This is a genomic window from Iodobacter sp. CM08, from assembly GCF_033446605.1.
GTDB lineage: Bacteria > Pseudomonadota > Gammaproteobacteria > Burkholderiales > Chitinibacteraceae > Iodobacter.
Map to the genome: position 1 here is coordinate 38,895 of NZ_JAWQUO010000023.1, position 12,708 is coordinate 51,602.

The 12,708-nt window shown below is 47.3% G+C and carries 11 protein-coding genes and 1 tRNA gene; 3 read left to right on the top strand and 9 right to left on the bottom strand.

The features are described from left to right. Window positions 1-75: 75 nt before the first annotated feature. Window positions 76-1,203 (top strand): PatB family C-S lyase, encoded by a 1,128-nt coding sequence (locus R6242_RS14120; RefSeq protein WP_318427828.1) that lies wholly within the window; start codon window positions 76-78, stop codon window positions 1,201-1,203. Between the two features lie 72 nt (window positions 1,204-1,275). Here R6242_RS14120 and R6242_RS14125 read toward each other — a convergent pair whose 3' ends face one another. The 4 genes from R6242_RS14125 to R6242_RS14140 all read right to left on the bottom strand — a co-directional run bounded on the left by R6242_RS14125 (window position 1,276) and on the right by R6242_RS14140 (window position 6,766). Then, window positions 1,276-1,716, bottom strand: coding sequence for a MarR family transcriptional regulator (locus R6242_RS14125; protein WP_318427830.1), 441 nt, complete (start codon window positions 1,714-1,716; stop codon window positions 1,276-1,278). After that, a complete protein-coding gene (locus R6242_RS14130; RefSeq protein ID WP_318427832.1) occupies window positions 1,713-3,263 on the bottom strand; it encodes an MFS transporter in 1,551 nt (516 codons plus the stop codon). Before R6242_RS14130 ends, R6242_RS14125 begins: the two co-directional genes overlap by 4 nt. 157 nt (window positions 3,264-3,420) lie before the next feature. After that, the gene (sstT, locus tag R6242_RS14135; protein WP_318427834.1) at window positions 3,421-4,668 is read right to left on the bottom strand and encodes a serine/threonine transporter SstT; all 1,248 of its coding nucleotides are present in this window, start codon (window positions 4,666-4,668) and stop codon (window positions 3,421-3,423) included. A 271-nt stretch (window positions 4,669-4,939) separates the two neighbouring features. Next, on the bottom strand, window positions 4,940-6,766 hold the full coding sequence (locus R6242_RS14140) for a methyl-accepting chemotaxis protein (RefSeq protein ID WP_318427836.1): 1,827 nt from the start codon (window positions 6,764-6,766) through the stop codon (window positions 4,940-4,942). A 273-nt stretch (window positions 6,767-7,039) separates the two neighbouring features. Between R6242_RS14140 and R6242_RS14145 the strand changes: the two genes are divergently transcribed. Next, the gene (locus R6242_RS14145; RefSeq protein ID WP_412100222.1) at window positions 7,040-7,681 is read left to right on the top strand and encodes a Vat family streptogramin A O-acetyltransferase; all 642 of its coding nucleotides are present in this window, start codon (window positions 7,040-7,042) and stop codon (window positions 7,679-7,681) included. Between the two features lie 92 nt (window positions 7,682-7,773). Here R6242_RS14145 and R6242_RS14150 read toward each other — a convergent pair. After that, window positions 7,774-7,857, bottom strand: a tRNA-Leu gene (locus R6242_RS14150). 486 nt (window positions 7,858-8,343) lie between these two features. Then, a complete protein-coding gene (locus tag R6242_RS14155; protein ID WP_293932840.1) occupies window positions 8,344-8,685 on the bottom strand; it encodes an FKBP-type peptidyl-prolyl cis-trans isomerase in 342 nt (113 codons plus the stop codon). Window positions 8,686-9,044: 359 nt separating this feature from the next. Between R6242_RS14155 and R6242_RS14160 the strand changes: the two genes are divergently transcribed. After that, window positions 9,045-9,290, top strand: a complete 246-nt coding sequence (locus tag R6242_RS14160) for a hypothetical protein (RefSeq protein WP_318427842.1) — start codon at window positions 9,045-9,047, stop codon at window positions 9,288-9,290. Between the two features lie 614 nt (window positions 9,291-9,904). Here R6242_RS14160 and R6242_RS14165 read toward each other — a convergent pair. From R6242_RS14165 to R6242_RS14175, 3 genes are read right to left on the bottom strand one after another with little or no spacing between them, the layout of a single operon-like run. Then, window positions 9,905-11,605, bottom strand: a complete 1,701-nt coding sequence (locus tag R6242_RS14165; RefSeq protein ID WP_318427846.1) for a DNA cytosine methyltransferase — start codon at window positions 11,603-11,605, stop codon at window positions 9,905-9,907. Between the two features lie 30 nt (window positions 11,606-11,635). Continuing rightward, window positions 11,636-11,989 (bottom strand): hypothetical protein, encoded by a 354-nt coding sequence (locus tag R6242_RS14170; RefSeq protein ID WP_318427851.1) that lies wholly within the window; start codon window positions 11,987-11,989, stop codon window positions 11,636-11,638. Window position 11,990: 1 nt separating this feature from the next. Next, entirely contained in the window at window positions 11,991-12,707 is a 717-nt protein-coding gene (locus tag R6242_RS14175; protein ID WP_318427857.1) for a conjugal transfer protein TraL, read from the bottom strand. Window position 12,708: the final 1 nt, after the last annotated feature.

The window sequence follows — 12,708 nt, forward strand, 5'->3', positions numbered from 1 at the left end:
TCATGCTGATCTGTAGCTATCAAGCGCCTTCTTAAACCGTTATCCTTTACTTACTATTTTGTAAAAGGATTTACCATGGATTTCCAGACTCCCGTTGATCGTAGCGGTACTTCCAGTGAAAAATGGAATAAATACGCTGGCCAAGATGTATTGCCGATGTGGGTGGCGGATATGGATTTTGCCAGTCCGGAATCCATTATCACTGCGCTGCAGCAGCGGGTAGCGCATGGGGTGTTTGGTTATACCGATGCGCCTGATAGCTTGGTTGAGGCGGTGCAGGGCTACGCGGCTCAGCATTATGGCTGGCAGATTGATGCCAGCTGGATTGTCTGGTTGCCGGGGCTGGTGCAGGGTTTGAATTTGGCTTGCCGTACGGTTGGGAATGCTGGGGATGAGGTGCTGACCGCTACGCCGATTTACCCGCCCTTTTTACGTGCGCCAGGTTTATCTAATCGCAGCTTATTGGCGGTGCCGCTGCAGCAAATTGATAATCACTGGCAATGGGATTTTGCCGCCTTAGAAGCAGCGATCACGCCTAAAACCAAACTCTTACTACTTTGCCATCCGCATAATCCGGTAGGCCGAGCTTGGAATACAGCAGAGCTGACTCAGCTGATTGCTATTGCCCGCCGTCATCAGTTGATTATTTGTTCCGATGAAATCCATTGCGATTTACTGCTGGCAGATGGCGTGCAGCATCAGCCCTTGGCGGCGGTGGATGCTAGCTTTGCTGCGCAAACCATTACCCTGCTTGCGCCATCTAAAACATGGAATATCGCGGGGTTGGGCTGCTCGCTGGCGGTGATTCCAGACCCAACATTACGTGCTAACTTTCGTAAGCAAATGGCGGGGATTGTGCCATCCGTTAACCTGCTGGCCTTTACTGCCGCAGAAGCCGCCTATCGTGATGATGGCGCATGGCACGCCGAGTTGATCAGCACGCTGCGACAAAATCGCGATATCTTACTGGATTGGTTTTCCGGATCAGATCGCCTAAAAATTACCCTGCCAGAAGCCACCTATTTGGCGTGGATAGACGTAAGAGCGCTTGATCCCATCAACCCGCTGCCGTTTTTTGAACAGCTGGGCGTGGGCCTATCGGATGGGCGAGATTTTGGCCTGCCGGGGTTTGTAAGGCTAAATTTTGGCTGCCCAAGTGTGACACTGAAAGCTGCGCTAAAACGGATTGAATCGCTGCGTTAATCGCATATTGTGAGCAAGGTAAAGGGCCTTGCTCACTGCGGAGCAGAATGATAAAACTTTCTTGGCTTGTGCTTACCCTTTTAAGCCAATCTGCCCACAGCCGCGTTCCAGCTTATTCAGCATCCCTTGAAACGCCTGCAGTTCTTCATCACTAAACTCCGCCAAAATTACGTTTAAAAACTCGCTGCGTTTGGGTAAGGCTTGGGTGATGGCGGCTTGGCCAAGCGGGGTAAGAGTGACATTGCTAAGGCGGTTGTCTTGGCTATCGCTGACTCGATGAATGAGTAAATCTTTTTCCATCGATTTAAGCTGGCGGGTTAAAGCGCCTGGATCCATGCTGAGCTGCTGCACCAAAAATTTTTGTGTGCAGAGTGTTTCTTTATGCAGCTGGTTTAAAATGCGCCAACGGCTTAGCCCATGCCCCACCGATAGCTCAAATGCGCCCAGCATGGTGCGATAGCTGCGCCCCAGCTGTTGTAATACTTTGAGTTGCTCAGCTTCATGCTCAGTCATGCTTGGGCCTTTGATTTGAACTGAATACGGGGAATCCGGCGCAAGCACCAGAAGGCAAATAAGATGGCGGCAACGCCCAGCCATTGGCTGCTCTGAATGGCATGGCTGAGTGTGGCGCGGGCTTGCTCGATCAGCGCCAAGCCATCAAAGCCCATTTGGTTGATTTGAGTCATCGCCATGTGCTGCGCCTCTGGGTTCACCAAAACTTGCGGGTCTTTCATTAAATTAGCGATGGCGGTTTGGTTGGCAAAGCGCTGGCTAATTTCATGTCCGTAACGCCAAGTCAGGATAGAGCCAACCAGCGCGGTGCTCAGCATACCGCCAATCATCCGCAAGGATTGTAGTAGCGCGGTGCTAATGCCTAGGTCTTTACGTGGGCAGGTTTCTTGCACAAAAATAGTGAGATTGGGCATGATAAATCCCAGCCCTAATCCGCCAGACACCATGAAAGCAATCACTAAAACATGTGAGGTGTGTGGGCTAATCAGCATCATGCCCAGCACGCAAATCAGCAGCAGGCCAAAGCCTACATAGAGCATCGCTTCAGGCCTTGGTAAATGCGGTACTACACGGCCATTGATAATGCTGGCAAAGGTAATGCAAACCACCAGTGGGGTAATCAGCATTCCCGCTTGGCTGGCAGATAGATGAAAGCCACCTTGTAATAGCAAGGGTGCGTAAGACAAAATTGCAAACATGGTAAAGCCCATCAGCAGCGATAGCCTAAATAGCGCTGCCAAGGCAGGGTCGCGAAAGAGCGCAAAGGGCAGCATGGCGTGCTCGTTATTTGCTTCTTGCCGCCAAGCTAATATGCCCGTGACGGTGCAAATAATCAGCGTAGCCATGACCGCTAGGCTAAATCCTTGCGCTGGCAACCATTCTACAGATAGCTGCAAGCTACCTAAAAATAGCGTAATCAATAGTGCACCCAGCCAATCTAGCCGAATCTTATCGCTATGCTGTGGCTTAATCCGTGGCAGGTAGCGGCTAACAAAAAACACACTTAATAGGCCAACAGGGATATTCACAAAGAAAACGGCCCTCCAGCTTACATAGTGGGTGAGCAAGCCGCCAATGCTTGGGCCAATCGCGTTAGCAATCCCAAAGGCGGCACTGAGCATCACCTGCCATTGCAGGCGCACTTTGCTATCGGGGAATAAATCGGGAATACAGGCAAACGCCGTCCCGACCAGCATGCCGCCACCTATCCCCTGCAGAGCACGGGCTAGTACCAGTAGCAACATGCTATTGGCCATGCCGCAGAGTATGGATGCCAAGGTAAAGGTCACGATGGCCACCACCACAAAGGGCCGGCGGCCATAGTAATCACCTAAGCGGCCAAAGATGGGAATGGTCACCACCGATGCCAGTAAATAAGCGGTAGAAACCCAAGCGTAAAGCTCAAAGCCATGCAGCTCGGCCACGATGGTAGGTAGTGCGGTGGCGACAATGGTTTGATCCAACGCCACCATCATAATCACAAAGCAAATACCCAGCATGGCGAGTAGGGATTGGCGGAAAGTGCGCTCGGTGTTGGGTGTTTGCATAATAGACTAGTCAATGATTGATGGGTCAATAGATTTTCGCAGTTTGTTGCGTCAGAAGGAAGTCACTTTTACCAGAGGCCAACTGAGCTGTAGTAATGGGATGAAAAAAAGCGCAGATTGCTCTGCGCTTTTGAAAATGATATTGGGCGGCTCAGCCTTAGCGATCAGCAAAAGCCAGCTGATCTTGTGCTTTATTGCTGGTGGCTTGGCAGGCGGCCGCAGTAAACAAGACATCGGTTGATGAGTTTAAGGCGGTTTCGGCGGAATCTTGCAATACGCCAATAATAAAGCCCACGGCAACTACTTGCATGGCTAGATCATTAGAAATACCAAACAAGCTACACGCCATAGGAATCAGCAGTAGTGAGCCGCCCGCCACGCCAGAAGCGCCGCAGGCACAAATAGCAGAGACAACACTTAAGAGTAGTGCTGTTGGCAAATCAACGTGAATGCCAAGCGTGTTGACTGCGGCTAAAGTCAGTACCGAAATAGTGATCGCTGCCCCCGCCATATTGATGGTTGCACCCAGTGGAATCGATACCGAGTAATCGTCTTCATGCAGGCCTAGCTTTTTGCATAGCGCCATATTCACAGGGATATTGGCAGCAGAGCTACGGGTAAAAAAGGCGGTTACGCCGCTTTCACGCAGGCAAGCAAAGACCAGTGGATAGGGATTGCGGCGTAGTTTCCAGAATACAATTGCTGGGTTCATCACCAGTGCCACAAACAGCATGCTGCCAATCAGCACCAATAAAAGATGACCGTAGTTCAGCAGCGATTCAATCCCTGTTTCGGCAATGGTGGAGGCCACCAAGCCAAAAATCCCCAGCGGCGCAAAGCGAATCACCACGCCCACAATCACCGATACGCCGCCAGACAAATCGCTGACCACGGTTTTAGTGGTTTCATTGGCGTGGCGCATGGCAACGCCCAGGGCCACAGCCCAAGCTAAAATGCCGATAAAGTTGGCATTCATCAGTGCTTTGACTGGATTATCTACTACGCTAAGCAGCAGGCTACGCAGCACTTCTACAATGCCACTAGGTGGGGTGATGTCGCTGGCGTGTTTGACCAGAATTAATGTAGATGGAAACAAAAAACTAGCGGCCACAGCCACTACAGCGGCGGCAAAGGTGCCGAATAAATATAAAACCAAAATTGGCCGCATATTCGATTTTTGGCTGGGCTTATGATTGGCAATGGATGCCGCTACTAATACAAAGACCAAAATTGGCGCTACAGCTTTTAACGCGCTTACAAATAAGCTACCTAATAAACCCGCTGATTTAGCGCCCTCAGGAAAAAACAGCGCCAGCATAATGCCCAAAATTAAGCCAATTAATATTTGGCTGACTAAACTGGTGCTATTCAATAGCCTAATGAGTGGATTTTTTACCTGCGGCATTGAATTTCCTTTGCTTATCTATATGGCATTGTTTGATGGTGATGCGCAGCCAATCTCTATTGAAAAAAAGCTGCTTTGAAAGCGGAGTGATTTAGGGGGCAGGATAAAAGCTAAATGAATATCTTACTACTAGGGATTCCCTTACGCCGCTTGCTTTCTGTTTAAAATAATGTAATCGATGATCCGTGAAGCGCAGTATTTACTCCTTTGGCATAATATCGCTAAAAAAAAGCGCTACCCAAAAGGGTAACGCTTGAGCAAATACGATGAATTAAATCTTAAAACGATTAAATGTAGATTGCATATTTTTAGCTAATTCATCCAGCATTTTTAGCGTTTTCATGGATGATTGCAGTGCCGCATCAGAATCAAGAATTTGGCCATTAATTGATTCGGTGCTTTGCGCCATGGCGGTAGTGGCATTTTGCTGCTCGCCAGTAGAAAGCGCAATTTCACCGATTCTTTCGGTGACTTGCTTCATCGATTGGCCAATCAACAACATGTGCTCGCTAGCGGTTTGGGTAAGCGAGCTACTTACATCTACGGCTTTTACCGTGGTTTGCATATTGCTCACAGCAAGGCCTGTTTCATTAAGGATATCGCCAATCATCTGGCTGATCTCCATGGTGGCCTTGCCCGTGCGCTCAGCGAGCTTACGCACCTCATCGGCAACCACGGCAAAGCCTCGGCCTTGCTCACCTGCCCGTGCGGCTTCAATGGCGGCATTCAGCGCCAGCAGATTAGTCTGGTCGGCAATTTCGCGGATCACATTGGTGATCTTGCTAATATCCTGCGAACGATGCTCTAGCGATGCCAGTAGGCCAGATAAATCATTGACAGATTGGCGTGTGTGCTCCATTTCTGTGCTGATTTTGAGCACGTTTTCGCTACCATGCAGCGAAGCCTTGGCCGCGTCTTTAACTAGATTGTCGGTTTCGCGTGCGGCTTCGGCAATATGCGAGATGCTGACGCTTACTTCTTCGATGGCTGCGGCATTAGAGCTAGAAATATCGGCCAGCGTATGTGAATCATCGGCAAGTTTTAGTACAGAGTGATTAACTGCACTTACCCCACCAGTTAGCTCAATGGCCTCACGGCGTAATTCTTTGAATAAAATATTTAAGCGTTCAATAAATTGGTTAAACGCTTGCGCCGTTTCAGCCACTTCATCGTTGCCAGTGCTAGGGATACGCTGAGTCAAGTCAGCCTCGCCCTTGGATATATCCAGCATGGCATCGCGAATCTGTAATAAGCCTGCCAATAAGCGACGTAAATAGGCGGTGCAGAACACAATAACAACAATCAAGACCAAAATCACAGCCGCAATAATGATCATAATCAAATGATTGAGCGGCGCATCAATTTCGGCTTTATCTAGTGCAACGCCCAATAACCAGTCGCTGCCCGCAATCGGGGAAAGCTGCACAATATAATCATCTCCCGCCATATTAAATATGCTGGATTTATTTTGTAGAGCGGTGAATTGGCTAGATTCTAAGCCAGGGATCAGGTCGCTAATCGGCTTAAGCTCAAAGCCAGGCTTTGGATAGGCAATAATTTTGCCTTCCTTGGTCATAAGAAATACATGGCCCTTGCCGGAAAGCTTGATAGCTAGCGTAGATTTTACCAAATCGCCGATCAAGATATCGCCACCGATCACTTTTTCTTGGCCGCTTATTTTTTGTGCCAAAGTCAGTACTAATTCATTAAGGGCTGCATCACGGTAGGGCTCTGAAACAATCACTTCATTGGCTGATTTGGCCTGAATATACCAAGGCCGAGCCGCTGGATCATAATCAGGACGAGGTTTGCTTTGGCCAGGCACTGAATACAGCATGGTTTTGCTTGTGCCATCGCCTTCAAACATCAGGCTATAGCCACCGGCATCGGCAAGCTGTTGCAAATAAAGGCTGATATTTTCTTCGCCGCTATGGCGCAGTGCAGATTTAATTACGCGTTTACGGGCATCAAGCCAATTGCTGATAAAGGTGGTTTGCCCAGCGGCAACCGAATCAATCTCTCGTTCGGCTTCGGCGTAGGTGTGATTGCGGATGTTAAAGCAAGTAATCAGGGTGATACTGATCGTTGCAAAGAGCATAGATAACGCGATTAATAGCGTAATTTTACTTCTGATGGACTGCATCATGTGCCTGAAAGTAAAGAGAATTAATCTGAATTATCCTCTTTTATTATGTTATTAGGATACGCTAATGCGCGTAAATTGTTGCGTGGGTATTAATTACTATCTGAGGCAAGTAAATGCCCCTTAATTAATCACTTTTTATTGATACGTTTAGAGTACATGCGCTTGAATTTAATCTAAATTGTAGCCACCCTCTATCTTGTTAATAAAACTGCAGAAGGAGTCATGATGATCATCGGCCCAAACCCAGAGAGTCCTCATCCTAAGGAGGGCTTTTCTCAGGTCTGCTTTATTAAAAACACGGTAACCAATCCCAATATCATAATTGGGGACTATAGCTATTACGATGACCCAGAGGATTCAGAAAATTTTGAGCGCAATGTGCTCTATCACTATCCCTTTATTGGCGATAAATTAATCATTGGTAAATTCTGTGCCTTAGCAAAGGGCATAAAATTTATAATGAACGGTGCCAATCACAAACTTTCTGGCATCTCTACCTACCCCTTTCAAATCTTTGGCAATGGCTGGGAAAAGAACGCCCCTCCACTTACTGATTTTCCATATAAAGGTGATACCATTATTGGTAATGATGTATGGATAGGCTTTGATGCATTGATTATGCCTGGGGTTAAAATTGGCAACGGGGCAGTGATTTCTGCTCGCTCTGTTGTTACCCGTAATATTCCGGCCTACACCGTTGTTGGTGGTAACCCAGCTAAGCTTATTAAGCATCGCTTTACCCTAGATCAAGTGGCCAGATTAGAAGAAATAGCTTGGTGGGATTGGCCGGTGGAAATCATAAGCCAGCATTTGGCCGAGATTATGGCGGGGGATATTGAAGCTTTGGCTGTGGTGGAGCGTGCTTAATTTGAAGTTGAATTAGATTAAGTTGTTTAGCGGCAAAGCGCAAAAACAAAAAACCCGCTAATCCGTGAGGATGCGGGTTTAATATTTTGCTGTGGTGCCCGGGATCGGACTTGAACCGATACGCCATAAGCGAGGGATTTTAAGTCCCTTGTGTCTACCAATTTCACCACCCGGGCCACAAACACTTGCTGCTCTGTTTGCAGAACAGGTGCGCATTATAACTAGCCTAAGATATTTTGCAAGCCCTTTTATCCATAAAAATAGCGGGTCTTGCTAATGAAATACGCTGTTTTTCTTCTAGTATATTGAATTAATTAGCTTATTTTTTTAGGGTGTTGGGTGATAAATCTTAACTCTACTCATATCGGCTACAAATTTCTTTGAGGGTTTTTAATTGGCTTTGGGTTTCGATCGATGCACTATTTTGAAAATAAGCCTCACCCCAATACTTATACGCACTTAAATACCGCGGATTAAGCTGGAGTGCCGCTGGCTAATAGTGGGGGGCATCTTAGAGGCGCTTTGATTTTCTTGTTGCACTAACTACCAAGCGTGTAATGATTGGTTTTGTTGTTGCCTTTGAGCTTAAGTAATCCATTCGGCTCATTGATCGGATTAGGTGCATTTATTGCTATGTTTTAGCTGGCCCTAGCAAAATGTTATTAATCGTCACGAGTCAGTACTTCTAATAGCTCAATTTCAAAGACAAGATTGGAGTTTGGCTTAATATGCTCGCCGATTTGTCTTTCGCCGTAGGCGAGGTGGGCGGGGACTAAAAGTTTGCGTTTTCCGCCTACTTTCATTCCCATTAATCCCTGATCCCAGCCTTTAATGACGCGGCCTGTGCCGATGACGCACTGAAATGGCGAGCCCCTATCATAAGAGGAATCAAATTTTGTGCCATCTTCAAGGAATCCATTGTATTGGGTGGTGATCAAAGCGCCTTTAACGGCTGCCTTGCCATTGCCTAGTTGGATATCAATGATTTCCAATTCTATTGTCATTTATTTTGCTCGTTTATTTTAATTATGGACTACTGCCTAGAAACCCTATCATATAGGATTAGGATTAATTTACCCAAGTGTTGTGCAGACCCACATATCTTTAGTCCTGATTATGCCTCTTGCTTAATGGACTCTGTGTAGATGGATTTCTTGGGTGTTGGGCTTGGTTTTTGAATGCGTAGGGCGGGTGAAACTCGCGAGCAATGCTGAAGAAATACGCGGGTTTCACCCGCCATACTATATTTATAATGAGATTGAGCAAGAGGCTAATCAGGTCATTAGTAAGGTGTAAGCGCCTTAGGTATTAGGCCTTTGTCATCGTTTTTTTGAGTAAGTGATATAACTAGGAGAGGGTTGATATGAAATGGAGTTTAAATAAGCTATTGCTTAGCGCATTGTTGCTATCTTTGAGCGCAATGGAATCATTTGCGGCTTTGCCGCCTAAATATCTAGCAGTGAAGGAGTTTAAAAAGTGTCTGGGAAGTAAACAAATAGAGACGTACAGTGCGTGGTGCATGCCCGCTAAAAAAACAGCAATTTGCTCGAAAGAATCTTGGTCACAATTAAAAGCATTGAGGGGTAAAGATAAACTGCCAAGTTGTTAAGGTGGGATTTGAATGGGGTCATACGGCTTGGTGCGCGTCTGGAGCTTGCTCATCCATTCTGGCTTTCAGAAAAAGCGTGTTTTTTTTAGGAACGCCAGGCAAAGAAAAAGCCCTGAATAATCAGGGCTTTAACGGTCTTGCTTATGGAGGCGGAGGCCGGAATCGAACCGGCGTAGACGGCTTTGCAAGCCGAATCATTTATATATAAATCAATAAGTTGTAATGATTGCTATCTTAAATGCTAACCTTACGGATTTTTTAGTTTTCTATTTGTAATTAAAAAGCCCCGCTTAGCAGGGCTTGGAAGTTGTTTCAACAATCAATCATTTCTTTACAGTTAGCCGCATGTCCTCTTCATTTTCGGACTCCAGCTCTGAGTCAGCGATAACTTTGCATGCAATAGCTTGTTCACGGATTAGTACTGGATTAACTAGGTTATTGGCTTTGAATTTTTCATTGTATTCTGCCAGTTTTTTTTCTGCGATTTCCAGCCATTTTTCGCCATGCTCATTAAATAATGCACTGGCCCAATGGATGACAATGGCCTGCTCATATTCAGCCTTTTTTGCCTTATCTTCGTAAATACCTGCTGCAATTAAGGATTGCTCCTTGGGTTATGCAGCCAGCAGCTGCCGTTTTTCTTTCGGCTGCCAGATGGCCAGCTCTGGCAGATTGGCTTTAACAAGCGCAGCGGCCAGCGGTGGGCAGACTGAATTGCCGGCCATGCGCACTTGGGCTTTCTTTGTGAGTGGCTTGCCGTTGATGACGGGTGCAAAGTTGTACGTTGCCGGGAAGCCTTGTGCGCGGTATAGCTCGCTTGGCTCAAGCATTCGCATGCCGATATCTGCAATCGCATACGTTTGCCCACTAACCGTCACCAGGCCCATTCGATCTGTACACGGAATTGTGTGCATTGGGTCAGTGAGGGGTACGCCGTCTTTTTCATTGCCGTAATACTTGACTAGAAACGCCCGTACTTCGGCGTGGTGAGTGCCTTGAGCGCTAATGGTGTGGATTGGCTCATCAGTTGCGCTGCCAATGTTTGTGCCGCGCATCTTGATTAGATTACTGGTTACGACTGCATGACGATTTTCAGTGGTTTGAGTCGCAATTGGAGCGTCAATGCTAGAGCCACGAAAATCACCCACTTTTTTCTCGCCGTAGTACGTGATTAGATTTGCGCTTAAAAGTGCGTGATGATCTGTCGTCGTCACTGTATGTAGTGGATCCGCTAAATCAACGCCATCGCCGGTGTAGTTGCCGCCGTAGTGCTTAATAAGTGTGGCCGCAGCTAGGGCGAAATGACCGCCTTTCACTTCTGCGCATTGTGTGCGTAACGGCTCATTTGCCGACCATGCACGAGGGCTAGAGGCATTTGCGCATTCAGTAATGACTGGGCTAACTATTCCATAGCCGCCGCTGGATGTGACGGTGGGGAGTGGTTGATTAATATCGCGCACGCCTGTTCCCCAGCGCTGTGCTTTACCTGGTTTACCTTCGCCGTGGGCAAGCGTCACGATGTATGGGTTTGCGGCCTCAATAACATAGCGTTTAATGCCTCGTGCAATTCTGCGCAGCGTGGCTTCTGCTAGCGGCTTTTTGCGTGTAAAAATGGATGGGCATGCATATGACCAATCTATGCAGTCTGCGGCGGTTAGCCACGGTTTTAGAATCCCTGCTTTAACGCCTGGACTATCCGGCGCTGCGTGTGTTGGCGCTGGCCAGACAATCGGTTGACCATCACATCGGGCAATCAGGAATAAACGCTTGCGGATGGTTGGTGCGCCGTAATCGCAGGCACGCAGTTCGCGGTGTTCTACATGGTAGCCGTGGTGTTTGAGCGCATTCACAAAGCTATTGAATGTCCTGCCTTTATTTTTTGGGCAGGGGGTGCCGTCTTCGAGAAGCGGACCCCAGGTTTTAAACTCTTCGACGTTCTCCAGCATGATGACGCGAGGCTTTACTTGAGCTGCCCAGCGCAAAGCGACCCACGCCAATCCTCTGATCTTTTTCTCACGCGGTGCGCCGCCCTTGGCTTTGCTGAAATGCTTACAGTCTGGGCTAAACCACGCCAGTCCAACGGGTCGGCCTTGGGTGACTTCAAGTGGTTTTACGTCCCACACGCTTTCGCAATAATGCTTAGTTTGTGGGTGATTAATGCTGTGCATCGCCAGCGCTTCTGGGTCGTGATTGATTGCGATATCGACGCAGCGACCTAGCCCATCCTCAATCCCCGTTGATGCCCCCCCTCCACCTGAAAAATTATCGACAATCAGCTCATGGTGCAGATCCATAATGAATTGGTCGCGGATCATAGAGAAACCTTTACGCATGAATGAAGAGGTTTAGTCATTTGGATACAGCCTCCTGTTTTCTTCTTCCCTCTCGCGTTCCCATTTGGAGCGCAATTCTGCTCTTGCCTCACTCATGGCTATTGCTAGGTCAATAAATTGCGGGAATTCATCTGCTACCCAGCGGCCCGCAACGCGCAGGGCTTCGGTTTCGCCTACCCTTGCGTATTCCTGCACGATGTTTAAAACAACGCGGGTATAGCGTTCATCCAGCGGGGCGAGAATTTCGCCCATGGAAAAAGCGTTGTTAGGGTTGTATAAGGACAAAATGCACTTTGCCAGTGCGGTCTGGCCGGATGTGCCCCAGTGCTGTTTTACTAATTCCAATGCTTCAAGATATGGATTCATTTCATAACCCCGCTGCTTCAAGCTGCTCAAAAATATCCCTGCGCACGGTTGCTAGTCGCTGCAAAGGCATTGCCGTAAATAGCCCACTGTTAGCTAAATCGTTAAAGATCAGTTTATTGCTGACCATTAATTCAATATCTTTGCCAAAAGTAGATTTATTCCGCTGCTTGATATTGATAATTCCTTTAATTCTATTTTTGTTTTCTGCGTAGATTTGGGTATCGATAAAGCGCTTGCCATTTTTGCTGACTTCGCCAAAGTATTCGTTTTCCCATACTACAATTTGCGCGGGTTGGTTTCTGAGCAATGCCACCAGCCCATTCATGGTGTCGTCCATTGCTTGGCCGCCGGTTAATACTGTGTGGATATAAACCGTTTTCCCCATTTCTTTGAGCATGTCTATTACGCCGTTTTCTGCTAAATAGGCGGAAAGGGGGATGAATGTGGATGCGCCGTTATCAATCACTGCTACGCCATCATGCTCAATAAGCTGTTCAATCAGGCTATCAAATACCCGTGAATCAATTTCAGAGTCCCTATTTAATACATTGACCCGCTGCACCGGAATTGATTTGTAGCGACTGAAAGTATCATTAACCGGATCAGTATCTGCGCAGAATAAATGGTCGATAGTTTCTTTTAGATATTGTGCGAGTAATACGGCAATAAAACTTTTGCCAACGCCGCCTTTGCCTTGTAATACAAAATGAATGCTCATT